Origin of the sequence: Corynebacterium ureicelerivorans (genome assembly GCF_000747315.1) — a bacterium.
GTDB lineage: Bacteria > Actinomycetota > Actinomycetes > Mycobacteriales > Mycobacteriaceae > Corynebacterium > Corynebacterium mucifaciens.
Window position 1 is genome coordinate 162,791 of sequence record NZ_CP009215.1, and the last position, 20,681, is coordinate 183,471.

Consider the following 20,681-nt stretch of genomic DNA (forward strand, 5'->3'; position numbering starts at 1 on the left):
GCGCGCTCGTAGACTTGTAGACATGACACAAACTGTGCAAGGAGTAATCGCCCGCGAGAAGGGCGCCCCGGTCGAGGTCGTGGACATTCTGATCCCCGAGCCCGGCCCCAACGACGTTGTGGTCAAGGTCCAGGCCACCGGCGTGTGCCACACCGACTTGGCTTACCGCGACGGCGACATCGCCGACGAGTTCCCGTTCCTGCTCGGCCACGAAACTGCCGGCATCGTGGACACCGTGGGCGAAGATGTCACCCACGTAAAGCCCGGCGACTTCGTGGTGCTGAACTGGCGTGCGGTGTGCGGCGAGTGCCGCGCCTGCCGCAAGGGCGACATCAAGAACTGCTTCAACACTCACAACGCCTCAAAGCCCATGACGCTTGAAGACGGCACGGAGCTGACCGCCGCCCTGGGCATCGGTTCCTTCGCCGAGAAGACCCTCGTACACGAAAAGCAGTGCACGAAGGTCGACCCGGAGGCGGATCCTGCCGCCGCTGGCCTCCTCGGCTGCGGGATCATGGCCGGCCTGGGCGCCGCGGTAAACACCGGTGACGTGCAGCGTGGCGAGTCCGTGGTCGTGTTCGGGCTCGGCGGCGTCGGCTTGGCGGCCGTCGCTGGTGCGGCGCTGGCTGGCGCGACCACGGTGATCGCCGTCGACGTCGACGAGCGCAAGTGCGACGCGGCGACCGAGACCTTCGGCGCCACCCACGCCATCTGCGCGAAGGACATGAGCGAGGACGAGGTGATCGAGGCCGTGCGCGAACTGACCGGCGGTTTCGGCACCGACGTGGCCATCGACGCCGTGGGCATCCAGCCCACCTGGCGCCAGGCGTTCTACTCGCGCGACCTCGCCGGGCGCATGGTGATGGTGGGCGTGCCCAACCAGACCGACCACGTGGACATCCCCGCGATCGACCTCTACGCCCGCGGCGGCTCCATCAAGCCGGCCTGGTACGGCGACTGCCTGCCGGAGCGCGACTTCCCGGCATACGTCGAGCTGTACCAGCAGGGCCGGTTCCCGCTGGGCGAGTTCGTCTCCGAGCGCATCGGTGTCGGCGACATCGAGGATGCGTTTGCGAAGATGAAGCGCGGCGACGTGCTGCGAAGCGTGGTGGAGTTCTAGTGCGCATCGACAACGTCGTCACCTCCGGCCTGTTCAAGCTGGACGGTGGCGAATGGGAGGTAGACAACAACGTCTGGATCGTCGGCGACGACTCGGAGGTCTACATCATCGACGCCGCCCACAACGCCGAGGCCATCGCTGAGGCCGTGGGGGATAGGCGCGTGAAGGGTATCCTCGCCACGCACGGCCACTCCGACCACATCGACGCCGCCCCCGAGCTGTCGCGACTGGTGGACGCTCCGGTGTACCTGCACCCCACCGACGGGTTCCTCTGGCAGCGTCAGAACCCGGGCGCGCACTACCGCCAGCTTGTCGACGGCGCCACGTTCGGCATCGCCGGCACCGAGCTGCGCGTCCTGTCCACCCCGGGGCACTCCCCGGGCTCGGTGGTCATCTACGCCCAGGAGGCCGGCGAGCTCTTCTCCGGCGACACCCTGTTCCAGGGCGGCCCGGGCGCGACCGGCCGGTCCTTCTCCTCCTTCGACACCATCATCCACTCCCTGCAGAAGTCGGTGCTGGACCTGCCGGCGGAGACGGTGGTGCGCACCGGCCACGGCGACCACACCACCATCGGTTCGGAAGCGCCGCACTTGGAGGAGTGGATCCGGCGCGGTTACTAGCGCCGCTCGTCTGCAGCCGCGCTCGGGGGCTGCGCGTTCTGCAGTGCCACCGCGCGGGCGAGGCGGGCGTAGCGCAACTCCTGCTCGCGGAAGCGGGTCCACGTGGAGATGGTGACGAAGAAGAACGCGACCACCAGCACGTACAGCATCAAATCGGTGCCGCGGTCCACGCCGAGCCAGTTGGCTAGGACGGTCACGTCGTCGGGGCGGGCGATCGCCCAGATCGCGGCGACCATCATGAGCACGAAGCCGATCTTGACCCAGGCTTTGGCGTTAGCGTTGCGTCGATTGGCAAAGAAGTACCAGGCCAGCGCCACGACGGCGAGCAATAGTAGCGCTTGAATCATGGCAGCCTCCTTGCAACGAGCCCGTCGGCGAGGATGTTCACGCCGTTGATCAGGCTCTGGCCTTTGGACATGGAGTACTCGGTGTAGAGGATGTCCACCGGTTCCTCGTCGACGCGCCAGCCGTTGTTGTCGATCATGGTCACGATCTCGGAGGCGTGCGACATCCCGTTCATACGGATGTTCATCTCGTCTGCGACCTTGCGGTTGAAGGCGCGCAGGCCGTTGTGGGCATCGGACAGCCCCAGCTTCTTCGTGCGGGGGGAGAGCAGCACCACCGCTTTCAGCACGGCGCGCTTGATCCAGGGAACCTGGGAGTTGTCCTGGCCCGCGAAGCGCGTGCCGACGATGATGTCAACCGGCTCGGCGCGCAGCCGCTCCACCATGCGCACAACGTCTTTGACCTGGTGCTGGCCGTCGGCGTCGAAGGTGACAAAATACCGCGCGCCTGGCTGGGAGCGGGCGTACTCCACGCCGGTCTGGATCGCGGCACCCTGCCCCAGGTTCACCGGGTGGTTGACCAAATGGGCACCTGCGGCCCGGATCTGCGCAGCGGAGTCGTCGCGGGAGCCGTCGTTGACCGCAACGATGTTGGGGAATGTCTTGCGCGCATGCGTGAGCACGTCGAAAATGACCGTGCCCTCGTTGTAACAGGGCACGATCAGCCAGGTGTCGTCGAATCCGCTCATGTCGCCCGTTAGATTACTCTCCGCGGTGGAACAACACGGCGTACACGCGCCGGAGCAAACCTGTGGGAAGCGCGCGGTAGGCGGAGCGCGCCGCCACGTTGAACGCCGCGCGCGGTCGCGAGATCAGGCCGTAGGACACCAGGTTGCGCTGCATCCGCAGCTCGGCGGCGAGCATCTCGCGGCCCGTGCGGCGTGAAAACTGCGCGTCGGTGACCTGAAAATCCGTCAGCGCCTCAGGTATGTTGCGCACCTGCCAACCGCCGGCGATCAGCCGCGCGTAGAGGTCGTAGTCCTCCATGAAGTGCACGTCCTTGTACCCGCCGACGTCTACCGCCGCGCGAGTGCGCAGCATCACCGAGGGGTTGTTCACCGGCGAGTTGATCTTCGCGTAGGCGTGGGGGTTCTCAGGCAGGGCGCGCACCTTGCCCGTGTCGCCCGGTGTTTCCGTGAACTCCTCCACGGCGCTTCCCAGCGCGCCCACCTCCGGATGAGCCTCCAGGTACTCCAGCTGCCGGGCGAAACGCGCGGGCTTCGCCGCGTCGTCGGAGTCGAGGCGCGCGGTGTATTCGGAATCGATCGTCGCCAAGCCAGCCTGCGACGCCGGGCCCGCCCCCACATTCTCCGGCAGCCAGATCACGCGGGCGTCCTGCCTCTCGACGACCTTCCGGACCCCCTCGCTCACCGGGCCATCAGCCACAATGACCAGCTCGTCCGCGGGCCGCGTCTGCGCCCGCAGGGAATCGAGGGCGCGCTCGAGATCGTGTGCGTTCGTGCCGTGGTAGACGGTCACCAGTGCCGTAATGCTTGCCACGTGTCAGTCCCTTGCCGCGTCGATGAGGTAGCGGCCGTAGCCGGATTTCAGCACCTGCCCGCCGAGCGCCTCAAGCTGGGCGGCGTCGATGAAGCCCTCGCGGTAGGCGGCCACCTCCGGCGAGCCGATGACGGTGCCGGTGCGCTTCTGCAACACCTCCACGTAGGAGCTGGCCTCGCTCATCGAGTCGACGGTGCCCGTATCCAGCCACACGTCCCCGCGGTGCAGGCGGTGGACCTTCAAGTCGCCGCGGCGCAGGTAGGCCTCGTTGACGGAGGTGATTTCCAGCTCGCCGCGCGCGGACGGCTCGATGGATTTGGCGATCTCCACTACGTCGTTGTCGTAGAAGTACAACCCGACCACCGCGAAGTTAGACTTCGGCGCGTCCGGCTTTTCCTCGATGGAGAGCGCTGTGCCGTCGGCGTCGAACTCCACCACGCCGTAGCGCTGAGGGTCGGACACCTCGTAGGCGAAGATGGCCCCGCCGTCGATGCCGCGGATCTGGCCGAGCACTTCGGAGATGCCGCTGCCGTCGAAGATGTTGTCGCCGAGCACCAGCGCCACCGAGTCGCCGGCGATGAATTCCTCGCCGATCAAAAACGCCTGCGCCAAGCCCTCCGGCTTCGGCTGCTCGGCGTAGTGGAGCATGATGCCGAAGCGTGAGCCGTCGCCAAGCAACCGCTCGAAGCTCGGGCGGTCCTCGGGCGTGGTGATGACCAGGATCTCCCGGATTCCCGCACTGATCAGCGTGGACAGCGGGTAGTAGATCATCGGCTTGTCGTAGATGGGCATGAGTTGCTTCGAAATGCCCTGGGTGATCGGGTACAAACGCGTGCCCGAGCCGCCGGCGAGGATGATGCCCTTCATGTCAGGGAAGTGTAGTTGGCGCATCCGGAACCAGGGGGCGTGCCTTCTTCCCACCTACTTATCACCCAACTTCCCACAGTGTTAAGTAGGTGGGAAGTTGGGTGTTATGTTGCTATCGGGTTCTCCGGTAGCGCTGCCGCGGACTCCTTAGGGGCTCTGTCACCTCTGCGACTCCTTCAGTTAGCAGTTGATTCAGGCTCTTCTGGACCGCGGTACGGCTGAGTCCGGTAGCTTCCTTCAGCTCTGTCGTCGACCAGGAGGTCCGCTCCTGGAGAAGCCGAGAGACCTTCTCGTAGGCGGTTTCATGAGTTTCCGTAGAAGCAACCTTTCGCTTGTGAAACGTCACTGTAAAGTGCGTCAATGTGTTGCTGAACTCGGGAGGCGGCATGAGAGCGCTTGCAGTTGCGGACCGCATGACAGCGATTCCAGTTCCACGGTTTTCGGCGACGGTGCCGCCGCTGGAAAAGCTCAGATCCTCCAGGAACGTGGAGAGTAACTGGTTTCGGGATGTGGAAACACCCGGCTGGCCAAGATTCTCCGCCGTTACTCCGCCGAAAAGCCCGCCAGGGTTAGATATCTGGAGTCTGTCCACATACATGTCGATTTGGACGGGATTACCCAGGGCCGACGGGGAGTAGTCGCGGTGCATTAAGGCGTTCACCAGCGCTTCTCGGATAGCTACCGGCGGGTAGTCAGGCACATCTTTCCTGAACACCCCTTCGATCAAACCCGCGGTGCGCATGTTCTTCTCAACTAGACGCACACCTTCCTCAACCATTTCGGGGATGGGGCCGGTAATTCGTGCGCTGTCGAGCAGCCGGAATCCTTCAGTTACGTCTCCCTTACCGGTCCCCGGATAAAGCGCGAATGTAACCGCAAGCCGGGGGTAAAACTGCTGTGGATAGTCGCCCATTGTGAGTAGAGACGCAAGGGTGGGGTTGTCGTCGCGTAAGACTTGGAGGCGGCGCAAAGCAGTCGGCATACCGTCCGCAAACGTTTTCTCTCGGGCGGCCTGTTGCTTCTCGGCGTAGTGCGAAAGGGTGGCTACGTCGAGATCTTCTAGCGACGCATCTGGTACCGGCTCGCGGTCCCAGGATGGCTGGCCCTTGTTCTCTACGATTCGGTCTACCTCATAGGGAGTGAGCCTGCGTTCACTGTCGCCTGCGCGAATGTAGCTGCCCTTGTATAGGCCGCGTTCAGTGACATAACAGGGCTTGTCTTGCGGCTCCATTTCGGGAATTTCCGCAACAAGTACCTGTCCAGATTCAAACGGCACGATTGAGATTTCTGGTCGGGCTGGGGGAGAGAGCTGATCGCAGAAACTGGTCAACGCGTCTCGGGCAGCTTTTGGGTTGAAATCTTGCACGACTGTGAAACCATCGTTTTCACTCACGCCGACAATCAGGATGCCGCCGCCATGGTTGGAGAATGCGCTCAAAGTTTCCAGCACAGCTCGTCCGACCCCGGTTTTTGCCTCAATGCTGGAGCTTTCAGCACCAACAGTACGAAGTTGGTTGATCATCTCCGCGAGCTCGTGCCCTAACATAACACCCAACTTAACACCCAACTTCCCACAGTGTTAAGTAGGTGGGAAGTTGAGTGTTATGTTGCCCCTAGCTACCGCGAGGCAACGTACAGCGCGAGCGCCGCGCGCCAATTCGTCGGGCTGAAACCTGTGGCCTTGATCTTGTCCAGCGCGAGGGTGGATTCGCGCGGGCGGGGCGCCTCTGTGCCAAACTCTGCGCCGTACTCCTCGGTGGTCACGGGGTGGACGTCCGCGGGGTCGCCGCCGACCGCAATGAACACGGCCATGGCGATCTCGTCGCGCGTGGCCGCATCCCCGTCGGAGGTGATGTTGTACACGCCGTAGTCCGCGCCCGAGGCCAGAAGGTGCGCGATGCCCTTTGCCAGGTCCTCGGCCCACGTGGGTCGGCCGCGCTGGTCGTTCACCACCTTCGGCGTCGCCCCCTTCGCGGCCAGGTCGGCCATGACGGACATGAAGTTGCGCCCGTCGCCGAACACCCAGCTCGTGCGCACCACGTAATGCTTGCGCGCCACCTGCGAGGCTGTCTCGCCCGCGGCCTTCGACGCGCCGTACGCGCTCAGCGGGGACGGACCCTCGGCCTCGTCGTGCACCTCGACGGTGCCGTCGAAGATGTAGTCCGAGGAGACGTGCACCAGCGTGAGATCGTGTTCATTGCTTATCGACGCTAGCTTCGCCGGCGCCTCCGCATTCACCCGCCATGCCCCTGCTCGGTCGTCTTCCGCGCCGTTGACGTCGTTGTAGGCGGCGCAGTTGACGATGGCCCAGTAGTTTTCCCACTCGAGGTGGGGCGGCTCGGCGATGTCGAACTCGTCGTGGTCCACAAAATGCGCCTGCGTGTCCGACCAGACCTGGCGCAGTGCGCGTCCCAGCTGGCCGTTCGCGCCGGTGACGAGGATGCGGCGTGGGGGCAGCGGAGCGGCGTCGGCAAGCATGGGGTGCTCGAGGTCCTTGGCCGAGAGCTCGGTGGGCTCCAGCGGCCAGTCGATCTCCTTGTAGGAGCAGAACGCGCCGCCGGGGGAGTAGCGCTGGTTGACCAGGTAGATGTATGTGGTGTCGTCCTCGAGCGCCTGGAAGCCGTTGGCGACGCCGCGGGGGACGAACACGGCGGTGTCCGGCCCGATCTCGCAGGTGAACTTCTCGCCGAAGGTGGCGGAGCCTTCGCGCATGTCCACCCACGCGCCGAAGACGCGGCCTGTGGCCACAGAGACCCACTTGTCCCACGGCTCGGCGTGCATGCCGCGCGTGGCGCCGGCCTTCGCGTTGAAGCTGACGTTGTGCTGCTTCGGGGTGAGCTTTTGCCCCGACCAGTTCTCCTTGAACCAGCCGCGGTTGTCCTCGTGGACGGTGAGCCGGTGGACCTCGAGGCCCTCGATAGTGGTTGCCATGTCGCTGTCCGCCATGTCACTGTCTCCTCTCCGCGTACTTCTGCTCGATTGTTGCCTTGTCCGCCTCCCACCACCAGCGGTTGTCGGTGTACCAGGCGATGGTCTGCTCGAGGCCGCTGCGCAAGTCCGTGTGCTGCGGCGCCCAGCCGAGCTCCCGGCGGATCTTGGTGGCGTCCATGGTGTAGCGCTGGTCGTGGCCCGGGCGGTCCGCGACGTGCTCGTAGGTGCCGCCCATGAGCTCGCAGATGGTCTCGATGACCTCTTTGTTCGTCACATGCTTCCCACCGGCGCCGATGTTGTAGGTCTCGCCGATGCGCCCGCGCTCCAGGATGGCGAGCACGGCGGCGTTGTGGTCGTCCACGTGGATCCAGTCGCGCACCTGCGCGCCGGTGCCGTAGAGCTTGGCGGGCTGGCCGGTGAGGATGTTGGTGATCTGGCGGGGGATGAACTTCTCCACGTGCTGGTACGGCCCGTAATTGTTGGAGCAGTTCGAGATCGTCGCCCGCACGCCGAAGGAGCGCACCCACGCGCGCACGAGGTGGTCGGAGCCGGCCTTCGTGGCCGAGTACGGCGAGGACGGGTTGTACGGCGTGGTCTCCGTGAACGCGTCGGTGCCGCCGAGCTTGAGGTCGCCGAAAACCTCGTCGGTAGAGACGTGGTGCAGGCGTGTGCCGTGCTTCCGCACCGCCTCCAGCAGGGCAAACGTGCCCACGACGTTGCTGTGCACGAACGCGGATGGGTCGCGTAGCGAGTTGTCGTTGTGCGATTCGGCGGCGAAGTGGACGACGGCGTCGGCGGCGGACACGAGCTCGTCGATAAGCGGTTGCTCGCAGATGTCCCCCTGCACAAACTCGATGCCCTCCGGCACGTTCGCGCGGTTGCCGGCGTAGGTGAGTTTGTCCACGACGGTCACGCGGTAGCTTCTCGACGCCTGACGGACAAAGTTCGCCCCAATGAAGCCCGCGCCCCCGGTGACCAGCAAGTGTTTCATGGCCCGCTACCTTACCCAGCTAACGCGTGAGCCCCGCCAAATGCACGAGCGTGCCCACGACCGGGCCGGCGAAGAGCGCCGTCGCGACGGTCGCCGTGACCCCCCACGGGGCGAGGAAGAGCACGGCAAACGCGGTGGCGGTGGCGGCGAGCCAGCCGGCGACGTAGAACCCGTGGCGCTCCAGGGCGAGCACGGCCACGCCGGTGATCATGAGCATGCCCATGAATGCGGAGGCGAACGTGAGCAGGCCGAGCGTGAGGCCGTCAACAAACAGCTCCGGCTTGTACGCCACCCGCAAGATCCAGGGGCCAACCGCCCAGGCGGCGACGAAGCCGGCTAGGCCCACGCCGAGGATGGCCGCCACGGGGGCGGCGAGCGCCTGGTACACACGGCCGCGTTGCTGGACAAAGCGCACCACCAGCGCCGATTGGAAGCGTTGCAGCGGCACGAGGACGGGCGCGCGGGTGAGCATGACCGCGTTGTTGATGGCCGCGACCGCCGCGCCCCCTGTGGCCGTAGTCGCCGCCGGGAAGGCCGCGGAGGCGGCGGTGGGGAAGCCGGTGATCAACGCCGCCGACGCGCCTGAGGCAACCATGGCGGAGGCGACGCGGCGCACGAACGTGGCGCGGTCCACGTCCAGGGTCACGCGCACGGGGGACAGCGCGAGGATGAGGATCCAGCTCAGCGCGCCGATGACGGTGATGACCAAAAACTCCACCAGCCCGCCGCCGAGCGCCCACACCACCACAGCCAGCACAAGACGGACGCCGGAGTCCATCGCAACTAGCGCCGCGTAACGGCTCCACAGGCCTGAGCCGCTCAAGATGCCCGAAAGCACGGCCTGGAATGCGTAGCTGAGCAGGCCGAACGCGAGCAGCCCGGTGGCGGCGCCGGGGTTGCTGGGCACGATTCGGCCCATGCCCACGACGCCGACGGCGAGCGCAGCCCCGGCTAGCACGGCGCCAATAGCCCCGCCGAGTTTCCACGGGTTCGCGGTGCCGCGCGCTTTGGTCTCCCACGACGCGGCGACGGCGCGGGTGGTTTCCTGCGTGATGCCGTCGATCAGCCCCGTGGCCGCGAAGAACAAGCCCCAGAAGGCGAGGAAGTAGTTGTAGCCAGATTCCGCGTCGAGTGCCCAGCTGGCAATCCACATGACCACAAAGCCGCTGGCGGCGGCGAATACGGTGGCCAGGGAGAGGTATTTCACGGGCACTCCGGCAGCTCGGGGTGGTTGACCCACGCGTCGATGACGTCGTCGACGGCCACGCCCTGGCGAGCAAACGCGTTGACCAGGTCGAACGGCTCCACCACGCCGTGGGCGCCGCGGGCGGTGTAGTCGCGCACGGCCGCGAAGAAGGCCGGGTCGCCTGCTTTCCGCCGCAGCGCGTGCAGCGTGATCGCGCCGCGCTTGTACACGCGGTCGTCGAACATGTCGCGCGCGCCCGGGTCCTTCAGGTTGAAACCCATCGGCGTGAGCTTGGCGTAGTGGGTGCGCACGGAGGCGTCGATAGGCATCTGCCCGGAAACATCCGCCCACAGCCACTCCGCGTAGCAAGCGAACCCCTCGTTGAGCCAGATGTCCTCCCACTGCGCGATGCCGAGCGAGTTGCCGAACCACTGGTGCGCCAGCTCGTGCGCGATGAGCCGCTCGTTGCCCTGCAGGTGGTTCACGCCGAAAATGGACAGGGCCTGCGCCTCCAGGGGAATTTCCAGCTCGTCCTCGTGCACGACCACCTGGTAGTCCTCGAAGGGGTAGGGGCCGAAGACGGTTTCGAAGTAGTCCAGCATGGCCTGCTGCTTGTTCAGATCGCCCACCTGCGTGCGCGGCGGCAGCCACGCGACGGTGTTGCGGCCGAGCGCGACCCGGTGGAACTGGCCCACCTGCACCGTGGCCAGGTACGTCGCCATGGGGCGCGCGGTGGTGTTCGTCACCGCCACGAAGCCGCGGTCCGCGCGCACGTTGAAGGAGTACGTCGCTTTCTCGTCCGGGGTGTCGTCGCACGGGAACCACGACGGGGCGCCGTTGGGCTGGTTCGCGGTCAGCGCCCCGTTGTCAAGCTCCTCCCAGCCCAGCAAGCCCCAGGCCGTGCGGCGCGGGCGCGGGGAGCCGCCGTAGCGGATTGTCAGTTGCAGTTCCGTGTCCACCGGGACGAACTGGTCGAAGGTGACGTGCAGCTTGCCGCCGTGGTGGCGGTAGCGCTTGATACCAAAGCCGTTTGAAGCCTCCACCCGGCGCACCGTGAGACCCGAGGTGAGATCCAGCGAGAGGTGATTCAGCTCGCGCCAGGTGGACAGCGTCAGCGTCGCTGTCGCCTCGAGGCGGTTCGGCGCCACCTTGTAGTCGAAATCCAGGTCGTAGTGCGTGACGTGGAAGCCGAGGTTGAACTCCACGCCGGTGTAACGGTCGCGGGTGCCGGGAATGGGGGTGGAGCGCAGCCTGAGGTTTCTCATCGCCGGGAAGTCTACGCCAGGTGGTGCCCGATCTTGTGGTCTATCCACTGGTAGATCAGCGCCTCAACCCGGACCACCTGCTTGACCCATTCCCTGTGGTTCTTCAAGTCGAGCGCGGGGTCGACGTTGACAGGTAATGCTGCGCGTTCTTCGCGGACATTAGATAGTGTAGTGGCCGCTGTTACGTGACGCCCTCCGTCACATGCCCGTTACATACCAGATCATCCCCGAAAGGACTTCACAATGAACCCCGTCGAAGCCATTCAGCTGCAGATCAACCAAGTGCTGGGTGGGCTCGTCCACGCCGGCTCCTCCACGTCGTCGACCATCGCGTACGGGCTCGGTTTGTTCTAAGAGTCCTAGAACGCATATACGGCGCCGCCCTGTTCGGGCGGCGCCGTATTCATGTGCCGGCGCGGTCGGTTTACCCGCTACAGCTCGGGGCTGAGTGCCTTCTTGAACACGGTGTCGTAGGAGAGCTGCAGGTCGTCGCGCCACGTGCCCCAGCTGTGGGTACCGACGTTGCGGAGCTCGGCGTGGCCGACCTCCACGCCCTCCGCAGCCAGCTTTACCAGCAAGTCGTGGGTGCAGGCGTTCGTGGCGGCCTCGATGGCGCCGCCCTCGACCTGCAGCGTCAGCGCGTTGGACCCAGCGACCACGGATGCCACGGCCGGGTCCTCGCCGGCGTTGATCAGACGCTCTTTCAGCGTGCCCGCCATGTCGCCTTCACCTGCCAGGCCCGTGCCGTTGGAGATGTACACGGCGGTGCCCTTCAGTTTCCCGGCGTTGACCAGCGCGTCCTTTGAGCGGTTCTCCTCTGAGCCGCGTTCGCCGAAGATGGGCTCCGGCGTCATCACACCCGGCGCGGCGCGCCTGACGGTCAGGCCTACGAACTCCCACGGCACCGGCGTCGACGTGGCTGCACAGCCGGAGAAGGACCCGACCGCGTCGTATTTTTCCGGGTAGTGCTCCGCTAGCAACAGTGAGGATGTCGCCGCCATAGACAGTCCTGCCACCGCGCGACGCCCGTTCGCGCCCAGGTATGGCTCAACTGAGCCGGGCAGCTCCTCAGCGAGGAAGGTCGACCACATCTGCTTGCCCTTGTAGTACGTGTTCACCACCGGCGGCTCGTCGGCCCAGTCCACGTAGTACGAAAACGCGCCCTCCATCGGCACGACCACGTTCACGCCCGCGCGGCCGTAGGTCGCATACATCTGGTCGAATGCCTGCGCCACCCAGTCGGTGTTCTGCTCGGAGCCGCCGGCACCGTTGAGCAGGTAGACAGTAGGGGCTCCCTGCACGGGCTGGCCGTTTTCGTCGGTCGCGCGGAACAACGCCACCGGGATGTCACGGCCCATCGATTCCGAGCGGACGCGGACGGCCTCGTTCGGCCACCGTTGCTGGTTACTCTCCAGGATGCCGACCCACTTTTGGTCCTGGCCATTCGTTGTTTTGGGTGCCTCGCCGAGCGGCTTGACGCTGTCCGCCTCGCTCGGGGAGTTGGTGGCAGCCACAGCTTGCTCGCCTGTTGTGGCCGTTTCGTCGATCTGGGCAGCGTGGGTAGCAGTGGGCACGGAACCTGCGGCTACCAGTGCCGCGGCCGCAACGGCGATAGCAGGTCGTCGGAGTTTCACGGAATTCGCTCACTTTCGGGGCAGAAATCAACTGGGTGCTCGGGAACATTTTGCCAGACGGGCACGTACCATATACATCGTGAGTAAAGAACATTTTGACGTTGTTGTCCTCGGCGCTGGCCCCGGTGGCTATGTCGCCGCCATCCGTGCAGCTCAGCTGGGTAAGAAAGTTGCTGTCATTGAGAAGCAGTACTGGGGCGGCGTCTGCCTCAACGTAGGCTGCATCCCTTCGAAGTCGCTAATCAAGAACGCCGAAGTGGCCGAGATTTTCAACCACGAGGCAAAGACGTTCGGCATCAAGGGCGACGTGGAGTTCGACTACACGGACGCCCAAAAGCGCTCCCGTAAGGTCTCCGAGAAGATCGTCGGTGGCGTGCACTACTTGATGAAGAAGAACAAGATCAAGGAGATCAACGGCCTGGGCTCGTTCAAGGACGCCAAGACCATCGAGATCACCGACGGCGACGACAAGGGCATGACCGTCACCTTCGACGACTGCATCATCGCCACCGGCGCTGTAGTGCGCACCCTGCCGGGCATCGAGCTGTCCGACAACGTGGTTTCCTACGAGGAGCAGATCCTCAACCCCGAGGCACCGGAGAAGATGGTCATCGTCGGCGGCGGCGCCATCGGCATGGAGTTCGCCTACGTGCTGTCCAACTACGGCGTGGACGTCACCGTCATCGAGTACATGGACCGCGTCCTGCCCAACGAGGACAAGGACGTGTCCAAGGAGATCGCCAAGGCCTACAAGAAGCTCGGCGTGAAGCTGCTCACCGGCCACGCCACCACCGAGGTGCGCGACAATGGCGACTCCGTCGAGGTCGACGTGAAGAAGAACGGCTCCGACGACGTTCAGACCCTCACCGCGGACCGTGTGATGATTTCCGTGGGCTTCGCCCCGCGCACCGAGGGCTACGGCCTGGAGAACACAGGCGTGGAGCTCACCGAGCGTGGCGCGATTGCTATCGACGAGCGCATGCGCACCAACGTCGACGGCATCTACGCCATCGGCGACGTCACCGCGAAGCTCCAGCTCGCCCACCTGGCTGAGGCCCAGGGCATCATCGCCGCCGAGACCATCGCGGACGCGGAGACCCTCGAAATCGAGGACTACATGATGACCCCGCGCGCCACCTTCTGCAACCCGCAGGTCGCCTCCATGGGCTACACCGAGGAGCAGGCGAAGGAGAAGTGGCCGGACAAGGACATCAAGGTTGCCACCTTCCCGTTCTCCGCGAACGGCAAGGCAGTGGGCTTGGCGGAGACCGCTGGCTTTGGCAAGCTCGTCGCGGACGCCGAGTTCGGCGAGATCTTGGGCTGCCACCTCGTCGGCGCAAATGTCTCCGAGCTCGTGCCAGAGGTTGTGCTGGCGCAGCGCTTCGACCTCACCGCAGGCGAGATCGCGCGCTCCATCCACATCCACCCGACTCTGCCGGAGGTGATCAAGGAGATCGCGCACGGCATCGAAGGCCACATGATCAACCTGTAAGCCTTCGCTTTACGACGCACCAAAGGCGGGCCCCGCTTTCTGGCAGGGCCCGCCTTTTTGCGTGCCGTGGCAGCCGCCCGCGCGAATCCGCGGATCGTCTAGCGGCGCGCGCGAGCGTGCTAGACGATCAGCGCAGGGCCGGAGTGGGACCAGCCCCGGCGGCGAGGGTGGCACGGCTGGGCTGCTTCAGCGGCAGATCTGCTAGTTCCCCGCCCCGCCTTCCTCCGGGCAACTAGCAGATCAGGCTCGTAGTGAAAGTCGTTGCCGATATCAACTGCGGAAACGAAAAGTTGGACAGTTGATCTGCTAGTTCGCAAATTTGGGAAACTAGCAGATTAGGAGAGCGGGCGGGGAGGGCGGGCATGCGAAAGGCGGCCGGCCGGGCGCTGGGCCCGGCGGGCCGCCTTTGGTGACGTCGTAAAGCTAGGGCTTACGCGCCTGCTACTGCCTCGGCGAGGGAGTCGAGGGACTTTGCCAGGAACTCGTCGTCGAAGGTCTCGGACATGGACAGCAGGTTCTCCTCCAGCTCGTCGCGCTGGTAGGTGAGGGTGACGTTGGTGTTGTCGGCATCGATGGGCTCGAGCTCGTAGAGCCACTTCGCGCCGACGGTCACCTCAGAGGTGGTGTTCTTCAGGTTCTTCCAGCCGATGATGCGGTCCCCCTGGAAAGCGAAGACCTCGTTTTTGGTCTGGTAGTCACCGTCTTTGTTGGTCATGTTCATCGTGAAGATGTCGCCGACCTTCTCCAGGCGCTCGCCTTGGTCAGCGGAGACGACCATGCCGGAATCGTCGGTCTCGGCGTGGCGCTGCGGGTTGGAAAGGATGTCGAAGATCGCGGCCGCGGGGGCGTCGATCTGGCGGGTTGCGGAGCTTTCAGTGTTCTTGTCAATAGCCATGCCGTTCAGCGTACCGATTTTTGGCCGCTCGGGTCGGCGAGCGGGTTAGGACGTACTAACAACCAAAAGATTGACACTGAAAGGGGTGGGGGCTGTGGATTCGCAAGCCGCGGGGCAAACAAGTGTCGAATGTCACAAATGCGCCGGATTGCTGCATGTGGGGCTCAAGGTGGGGTTGGGGCTCGGTCACGCCTGCGAATCCGGTGTGAATGGGCGGGGCCGATCTCCTAGAGTGTTACCGACACTGGAGGTGCCATGACTGTACAAAACGCAGACCGTGAAGCCATTCGTCACGGAAAAATCACTGAAAAGCCGCTGCGCGAGCGGCCGTCCTACCCCACCTGGGCAATCAAGCTGACCATGGCCATTACCGGCCTCATCTTCGGTCTCTTCGTGCTGGGCCACATGGTGGGAAACCTGAAGATTTTCATGCCGCTGAACATCGACGGCTCCGCGCCGATCGACGACTACGGCGAGTTCCTGCGCACAATCGGCGAGCCGCTGTTCCCGCGCTCCGGTTTCCTGTGGATCGTCCGTATCGTCCTGCTGGCCTGCTTGGTGCTGCACGTGTGGGGCGCATTCGCACTGCGCGCGCGTTCCTCTAAGTCCCGCGGGCGTTTCCAGCGCACCAATCTGATGGGCGGCTGGCAGTCCACCGCCACCCGGGCAATGCTGGTCACCGGCGTCATTTTGCTGCTGTTCATCATCTTCCACCTGTTGGACCTCACCTTCGGTCAGGCAGTCGCCTCTGACGAGTTCGTCCACGGCGCGGTGCGCAACAACATGCTCGCCACCTTCGCCCCCGGCCGCTGGTGGGTCACCCTCGTGTACGTCATTGCCAACCTGGCGCTGCTGCTGCACCTGACCCACGGCATTTACCTCGCAGTGTCCGACCTGGGTTGGCTGGGCAAGCGCGGCGCGGGCCTGATGATCGTCCTCGCGTACATCCTCCCGTTCATCGTTGTCGCAGGCAACGTTGTTATGCCGCTCGCCATCGCGTTCGGCTGGGTCCCGGGTTTTTCCCGGTAACGGCTTTTTAGGAGAACAACTATGACTACCTCTATTTCCGGTCTTTCCGGGGCCCAGGGGGCCAACGGCGGGGAACAGAACTCCGCCGAGGCCGCGGGCCAGCAGCGCACCGGCGGTTTCCGCCAGCCCGAGTCCGCCGCCGCTGGCGTGACCCCGGGTAACGTCCTCGAGGCCAACGAGCCGAACCGCGACGAGGTTCGCATGAAGGACATGTGGCAGTACCAGAAAGACCACATGAACCTGGTGTCGCCGCTGAACCGCCGCAAGTTCACCGTGCTGGTCGTCGGTACCGGCCTGTCCGGCGGCGCAGCCGCCGCAGCCCTGGGCGAGCTGGGCTACAACGTCAAGGCCTTCACCTACCACGACGCGCCGCGCCGCGCCCACTCGATCGCAGCTCAGGGCGGCGTGAACTCCGCCCGTGGCAAGAAGGTGGACAACGACAGCGCGTACCGCCACACCAAGGACACCGTCAAGGGCGGCGATTACCGCTGCCGCGAATCCGACTGCTGGCGCCTGGCTATCGAGTCCGTCCGCGTGATCGACCACATGAACGCCATCGGCGCCCCGTTCGCCCGCGAGTACGGCGGTACCCTCGCCACGCGTTCGTTCGGCGGCGTGCAGGTTTCGCGCACGTACTACACCCGCGGCCAAACAGGCCAGCAGCTGCAGCTGTCCACCGCATCGTCGTTGCAGCGCCAGATCCACCTGGGCAACGTGGAGATCTTCACCCACCACGACCTGATGGATTTGATCGTCACCGAAAAGGACGGCAAGCAGCACTGCGACGGCATTGTCACCCGTAACCTGATCACGGGTGAGATCGCGCCGTTCACCGGCCACGCCGTCATCCTCGCCACCGGCGGTTACGGCAACGTGTACCACAAGACCACGTTGGCGAAGAACTCCAACGCCTCCGCCATGATGCGGGCGTACGAGCGCGGCGCGTACCTCGCATCCCCGTGCTTCGTGCAGTTCCACCCGACCGGCCTGCCGGTCAACGCGAAGTGGCAGGCGAAGACGACGCTGATGTCGGAATCCCTGCGCAACGACGGCCGCATCTGGACCCCGAAGGAAAAGGGCGACGACCGCGACCCGAACGAGATTCCGGAAGAGGACCGCGACTACTTCCTGGAGCGTCGCTACCCGGCCTTCGGCAACCTCGTGCCCCGCGACGTGGCGTCGCGAGCAATCTCCCAGCAGCTCAACGCCGGCTACGGTGTGGGCCCGCTGCACAACTCGGCGTACCTCGACTTCTCCGACGCCATCGAGCGCCTCGGTGAGGACACCATCCGCGAGCGTTACTCCAACCTCTTCGAGATGTACGAAGACTCCACGGGCGACGACCCGTACAAGGCCCCGATGCGTATCGCCCCGACCGTCCACTTCACCATGGGCGGCCTGTGGACGGACTTCAACGAGATGACCTCCATCGACGGCCTCTTCGCCGCAGGCGAGTGCTCCTGGACCTACCACGGTGCAAACCGTTTGGGTGCCAACTCGCTGCTGTCCGCCTCTGTCGACGGCTGGTTCACCCTGCCGTTCACGGTGCCGAACTACCTCGCCGGTCACCTCGGCGAGGAGGCGCTGCCCGAGGACTCCCGCGAGGCGCAGGATGTGGTGGCCGAGGTCACCGAGCGCATTGAGCGCATCATGTCCATCCGCGGCCCGGAGCCGCACGGCCCGGAGCACTTCCACGAGCAGCTCGGCGAGATCCTCTACGAGCACTGCGGCGTGTCCCGCACCGTGGAGGGCTTGGAAGAAGGCATCCGGAAGATCCGCGCGCTGCGCGAAGACTTCTGGGCCAACATCTCCGTCCCGGGCTCCCCGAATGACATGAACCAGACGCTCGAGGCGGCACTACGCCTCGTCGACTACATCAACCTCGGTGAGCTGATGTGCATCGACGCTCTGGACCGCGACGAGTCGTGCGGTGCGCACTACCGCATGGACCACCTCACCGACGACGGCGAGGCCGAGCGTGACGACGAGAACTGGTGCTTCGTGTCGGCCTGGGAGCCGGCCGGCGAAGGCCAGTTCATCCGCCACGCAGAACCCCTGCACTTTGATTCGATCCCGCTGATGGCAAGGAACTACAAGTAATGAAACTGACACTTGAAATCTGGCGCCAGGCTGGTCCTGACACCGAGGGCAGCTTCGAGACCGTCCAGGTCGACGACGCTGTGGAGCAGATGTCCATTCTGGAGCTGCTCGACCACGTGAACGAGACCTACGTCGAGCAGGGCAAGGAGCCGTTCGTCTTCGCCTCCGACTGCCGCGAAGGCATCTGCGGCACCTGTGGCCTGACCGTCAACGGCCGCCCGCACGGGGCAGGCCAGAACACCACGGCCTGCTTGCAGCGCCTGCACAACTACAACGACGGCGACACCTTGAAGATCGAGCCGTTCCGCTCCGGCGCGTTCCCGGTGATCAAGGACCTGGCCGTGGACCGTTCCGCGTTGGACCGCGTGATGCAGCAGGGCGGCTACGTCTCCATCAACGCCGGTACCGCCCCTGACGCGGACACGCTAGCCGTCAACCACCACGACGCGGAGACCGCGCTGGACTACGCCGCCTGCATCGGCTGCGGCGCCTGCGTGGCGGCGTGCCCGAACGGTGCCGCGCACCTGTTCACCGGCGCGAAGCTGAAGCACCTCAAGCTCCTCCCGCTGGGCAAGCAGGAGCGCTCCCGCCGCGCGCGCAAGATGGTCGACGAGCTGGAGACCAACTTCGGCCACTGCTCGCTCTACGGCGAGTGTGCCGACGTGTGCCCGGCCGGCATCCCGCTCGATGCCGTCGGCGCCATCAACGCCGAGCGCGCCCGTGCTGCCTTCAAGGGCGGCGACGACTAGGGCTGTCGTATACTCGTACCAGTAGCTCCAGACGCTGAAGAAGGAAACAGAAACAATGGGTTCCACCGCAGTTGCAGACATTCGCAACGAGTCCTACCCGGAGTACACCGGCCGCATTGAGGACACCTATATCGAGGGCTATGACCCGGTCTCCCTCGGTGCGCCGCACGCTTCGCTGTCTCGCACTAAGACGTGGGTTGCCATGGGCCTGCTTCTGTCCACGCTCTTCGGCATCGGCTTGGCCGTGTGGGGCGCCGGCGCAATGGCCTTCGGCTTCGGCTCCCAGACCCACGACTTGGCTGAACGCCTGCTCATCTTGGGCATCGCTGAGGCCGTAATCACCGGTGTGGCTGGCGGCGTGCTGATCTCCATGGGCCGCAAGGACTACAAGGAGTACCGTAAGCGCACCGGCCGCCGAAACTAGACCGGCAACTGGCGCACCACGCCCGTTCAAAATGCCCCCTCCACCTGTGAACTGCTCCCCATTAGTTGGACTGAGAAATCAGTTACCGACTAGTGGGGAGTAGTTTTCTTTGAGAGCGCGAAGTTCGCTGAGTGAAGAGCAGCGTGAGCAGTTGGTGGAGTGTTTCGAGCGGGGCATGGGATACCGAGCAGCTGCGAACATCGTCGGGGGTTCGACAAGCGCAATACGCAACCTCTATCGGCGGTTTCAGCTGCGTGGCAGGCTATGTCTTGTGGAGAAACCGACTAAGCAGCAGTATTCGTTCGAGATCAAGAAGGAAGTTGTCCAACGCCACCTTGCCGGCGAGACAAGGATGGATCTTGCACGTGAGTTTGGCCTGTCGTCAGACCAACTCGTCAAAGATTGGTCCTGGAAATGGCGCAAAGGCGGCGATGAGGCGCTAATGCCGAAGCCGAAGGGCAGACCCAAAGGCTCGACCGCACTGAAGCGGCTTACAGAAGAAGAGAAGCTGCGCCGTCAGATCGCACGGTTGGAAGCGGAAAACGCTTATCTAAAAAAATTGCGGGACTTGAGGAATCAGGGACGCGCCTGAAAGTTCAAGCGATCGTCATCCTCAAGTCGCACCACCGCTTGGAGTACCTCCTAGACGCCGCTGGCATCCCACGGTCGACATTCTTCTACCACCAGAAACGACTCAACGAGCCAGATAAACATGCTGTGCTCAAAGACGCGATCCGGGAAAGCTTCGAACGCAACAAGCATCGCTATGGCTACCGGCGGGTGCTGCTGGACCTGCGTAACCAGGGCTGGGTGGTCAACCACAAACTCGTCTACAAACTCATGTGCGAGATGGGTCTTCGAGCCAAGATCCGCCAACGCAGGCCGTATGTTTCCTACGCTGGGACGATCAGCCACATCGCTGACAACACACTTGACCGCAAGTTCACCCCGGATAAGCCGAATACCGTCTTTGTCAGCGACGTCACCGAGTTCAGGGTCGCAGGCCGCAAGATATACCTGTCACCGGTGATGGACTTGTTCGACCGCTCCATCGTCGCTCACACCGTTGCCACATCGCCGTCGATAGCCTTTACCGCCGATTCTTTATCCAAGGCAATCGCGGCGTGTGCGCCTGAACCCGGGTGGATGATGCACACCGATCAAGGCTTCCAGTACCAGCATGCCTCCTGGCGTGACCTGATCGGCGACAACGGTGGTGTTCAGTCGATGTCGCGAAAAGCCAACTGCTACGACAACGCGGTCATGGAGAACTTCTTTGGACACTTGAAGACAGAGATGTACCACGGTGAAGTCTTCGACACCGTCGAGGAGTTCAACCAAGCGATCGACGAGTACATCGGGTGGTACAACACCGAACGCGTCCAACAACGACTCAAGGGCCTGACCCCGATGCAATATCGGAATCAGACCCTTGAAGCCCTCACCGCCTAGAATTAAACCAGTCCAACTTTCGGGGGCTAGTTCACCTGCGAAGGGGGCATGTTTCGTGGCCGTGTCGGGGCGCCTGCTTTAA

At 64.3% G+C, this 20,681-nt stretch carries 19 protein-coding genes; 8 read left to right on the forward strand and 11 right to left on the reverse strand.

Going from position 1 to position 20,681, the window contains the following annotated elements:
• Positions 1-22 precede the first annotated feature (22 nt).
• Both CUREI_RS00825 and CUREI_RS00830 read left to right on the forward strand, forming a co-directional pair.
• Positions 23-1,120, forward strand: a complete 1,098-nt coding sequence (locus CUREI_RS00825) for an S-(hydroxymethyl)mycothiol dehydrogenase (protein WP_038609324.1) — start codon at positions 23-25, stop codon at positions 1,118-1,120.
• The gene (locus CUREI_RS00830; protein ID WP_038609327.1) at positions 1,120-1,740 is read left to right on the forward strand and encodes an MBL fold metallo-hydrolase; all 621 of its coding nucleotides are present in this window, start codon (positions 1,120-1,122) and stop codon (positions 1,738-1,740) included. Before CUREI_RS00825 ends, CUREI_RS00830 begins: the two co-directional genes overlap by 1 nt.
• Here the strand turns inward: CUREI_RS00830 and CUREI_RS00835 are convergent.
• From CUREI_RS00835 to CUREI_RS00880, 10 genes are all read right to left on the reverse strand, one after another.
• A complete protein-coding gene (locus CUREI_RS00835) occupies positions 1,737-2,087 on the reverse strand; it encodes a DUF2304 domain-containing protein (protein WP_038609330.1) in 351 nt (116 codons plus the stop codon). The two genes, CUREI_RS00830 and CUREI_RS00835, sit on opposite strands and share 4 nt — an antisense overlap.
• Positions 2,084-2,773, reverse strand: coding sequence for a glycosyltransferase family 2 protein (locus CUREI_RS00840; protein WP_038609333.1), 690 nt, complete (start codon positions 2,771-2,773; stop codon positions 2,084-2,086). Before CUREI_RS00840 ends, CUREI_RS00835 begins: the two co-directional genes overlap by 4 nt.
• Positions 2,774-2,786: 13 nt before the next feature.
• The gene (locus tag CUREI_RS00845) at positions 2,787-3,584 is read right to left on the reverse strand and encodes a glycosyltransferase (protein WP_038609336.1); all 798 of its coding nucleotides are present in this window, start codon (positions 3,582-3,584) and stop codon (positions 2,787-2,789) included.
• Positions 3,585-3,587: 3 nt separating this feature from the next.
• Entirely contained in the window at positions 3,588-4,451 is an 864-nt protein-coding gene (rfbA, locus tag CUREI_RS00850) for a glucose-1-phosphate thymidylyltransferase RfbA (RefSeq protein ID WP_038609338.1), read from the reverse strand.
• Positions 4,452-4,563: 112 nt separating this feature from the next.
• Complete coding sequence (locus CUREI_RS00855) at positions 4,564-6,006, reverse strand: ATP-binding protein (RefSeq protein WP_201773347.1); 1,443 nt, start codon at positions 6,004-6,006, stop codon at positions 4,564-4,566.
• A 62-nt stretch (positions 6,007-6,068) separates the two neighbouring features.
• Positions 6,069-7,397, reverse strand: coding sequence for a sugar nucleotide-binding protein (locus CUREI_RS00860; RefSeq protein WP_201773332.1), 1,329 nt, complete (start codon positions 7,395-7,397; stop codon positions 6,069-6,071).
• Position 7,398: 1 nt separating this feature from the next.
• Entirely contained in the window at positions 7,399-8,373 is a 975-nt protein-coding gene (rfbB, locus tag CUREI_RS00865) for a dTDP-glucose 4,6-dehydratase (RefSeq protein WP_038609344.1), read from the reverse strand.
• A 19-nt stretch (positions 8,374-8,392) separates the two neighbouring features.
• Positions 8,393-9,580: a hypothetical protein gene (locus tag CUREI_RS00870; RefSeq protein WP_038613605.1), complete on the reverse strand. Its 1,188-nt coding sequence runs from the start codon at positions 9,578-9,580 to the stop codon at positions 8,393-8,395.
• A complete protein-coding gene (locus tag CUREI_RS00875) occupies positions 9,577-10,824 on the reverse strand; it encodes a M1 family metallopeptidase (RefSeq protein ID WP_038609347.1) in 1,248 nt (415 codons plus the stop codon). Before CUREI_RS00875 ends, CUREI_RS00870 begins: the two co-directional genes overlap by 4 nt.
• A 431-nt stretch (positions 10,825-11,255) precedes the next feature.
• Positions 11,256-12,458, reverse strand: a complete 1,203-nt coding sequence (locus CUREI_RS00880) for an alpha/beta hydrolase (RefSeq protein WP_038609349.1) — start codon at positions 12,456-12,458, stop codon at positions 11,256-11,258.
• Between the two features lie 79 nt (positions 12,459-12,537).
• On the opposite strand from CUREI_RS00880, the gene lpdA reads away from it, so the two are divergent.
• Positions 12,538-13,950, forward strand: coding sequence for a dihydrolipoyl dehydrogenase (gene lpdA, locus CUREI_RS00885; RefSeq protein WP_038609352.1), 1,413 nt, complete (start codon positions 12,538-12,540; stop codon positions 13,948-13,950).
• Between the two features lie 430 nt (positions 13,951-14,380).
• On the opposite strand, the gene CUREI_RS00890 is transcribed toward lpdA, so the two are convergent.
• Positions 14,381-14,845 (reverse strand): SRPBCC family protein, encoded by a 465-nt coding sequence (locus CUREI_RS00890; RefSeq protein WP_038609355.1) that lies wholly within the window; start codon positions 14,843-14,845, stop codon positions 14,381-14,383.
• 255 nt (positions 14,846-15,100) lie between these two features.
• Between CUREI_RS00890 and CUREI_RS00895 the strand changes: the two genes are divergently transcribed.
• The 5 genes from CUREI_RS00895 (at position 15,101) to CUREI_RS11860 (ending at position 20,599) form a co-directional block, all read left to right on the forward strand.
• Positions 15,101-15,874 carry a succinate dehydrogenase cytochrome b subunit gene (locus CUREI_RS00895; protein ID WP_038609358.1) on the forward strand — a complete coding sequence of 258 codons (774 nt, stop codon included), beginning with the start codon at positions 15,101-15,103 and terminating at the stop codon, positions 15,872-15,874.
• Positions 15,875-15,895: 21 nt separating this feature from the next.
• Positions 15,896-17,974 (forward strand): fumarate reductase/succinate dehydrogenase flavoprotein subunit, encoded by a 2,079-nt coding sequence (locus CUREI_RS00900; RefSeq protein WP_038609360.1) that lies wholly within the window; start codon positions 15,896-15,898, stop codon positions 17,972-17,974.
• Positions 17,974-18,723, forward strand: coding sequence for a succinate dehydrogenase/fumarate reductase iron-sulfur subunit (locus tag CUREI_RS00905; RefSeq protein ID WP_038609363.1), 750 nt, complete (start codon positions 17,974-17,976; stop codon positions 18,721-18,723). The genes CUREI_RS00900 and CUREI_RS00905 overlap by 1 nt, the downstream gene beginning before the upstream one ends.
• A gap of 55 nt (positions 18,724-18,778) precedes the next feature.
• Complete coding sequence (locus tag CUREI_RS00910; RefSeq protein WP_038609365.1) at positions 18,779-19,147, forward strand: hypothetical protein; 369 nt, start codon at positions 18,779-18,781, stop codon at positions 19,145-19,147.
• Between the two features lie 109 nt (positions 19,148-19,256).
• Positions 19,257-20,599, forward strand: a protein-coding gene (locus CUREI_RS11860; protein WP_236627221.1) for an IS3 family transposase whose coding sequence is annotated in 2 segments (ribosomal slippage) — positions 19,257-19,698 and positions 19,698-20,599 — 1,344 coding nt in all. Because the reading frame shifts where the segments join, the coding sequence is not laid out codon by codon here.
• Positions 20,600-20,681 lie beyond the last annotated feature (82 nt).

Bases quoted from the DNA above. Each gene is read 5' to 3' on its own strand.
- rfbB (WP_038609344.1), bottom strand. From the start codon at position 8,373: ATGAAACACTTGCTGGTCACCGGGGGCGCGGGCTTCATTGGGGCGAAC.
- rfbA (WP_038609338.1), bottom strand. From the start codon at position 4,451: ATGAAGGGCATCATCCTCGCCGGCGGCTCGGGCACGCGTTTGTACCCG.
- CUREI_RS00860 (WP_201773332.1), bottom strand. From the start codon at position 7,397: ATGGCGGACAGCGACATGGCAACCACTATCGAGGGCCTCGAGGTCCAC.
- CUREI_RS00905 (WP_038609363.1), top strand. From the start codon at position 17,974: ATGAAACTGACACTTGAAATCTGGCGCCAGGCTGGTCCTGACACCGAG.
- CUREI_RS00840 (WP_038609333.1), bottom strand. From the start codon at position 2,773: ATGAGCGGATTCGACGACACCTGGCTGATCGTGCCCTGTTACAACGAG.
- CUREI_RS00890 (WP_038609355.1), bottom strand. From the start codon at position 14,845: ATGGCTATTGACAAGAACACTGAAAGCTCCGCAACCCGCCAGATCGAC.
- CUREI_RS00825 (WP_038609324.1), top strand. From the start codon at position 23: ATGACACAAACTGTGCAAGGAGTAATCGCCCGCGAGAAGGGCGCCCCG.
- CUREI_RS00835 (WP_038609330.1), bottom strand. From the start codon at position 2,087: ATGATTCAAGCGCTACTATTGCTCGCCGTCGTGGCGCTGGCCTGGTAC.
- CUREI_RS00910 (WP_038609365.1), top strand. From the start codon at position 18,779: ATGGGTTCCACCGCAGTTGCAGACATTCGCAACGAGTCCTACCCGGAG.
- CUREI_RS00895 (WP_038609358.1), top strand. From the start codon at position 15,101: ATGACTGTACAAAACGCAGACCGTGAAGCCATTCGTCACGGAAAAATC.
- CUREI_RS00900 (WP_038609360.1), top strand. From the start codon at position 15,896: ATGACTACCTCTATTTCCGGTCTTTCCGGGGCCCAGGGGGCCAACGGC.
- CUREI_RS00875 (WP_038609347.1), bottom strand. From the start codon at position 10,824: ATGAGAAACCTCAGGCTGCGCTCCACCCCCATTCCCGGCACCCGCGAC.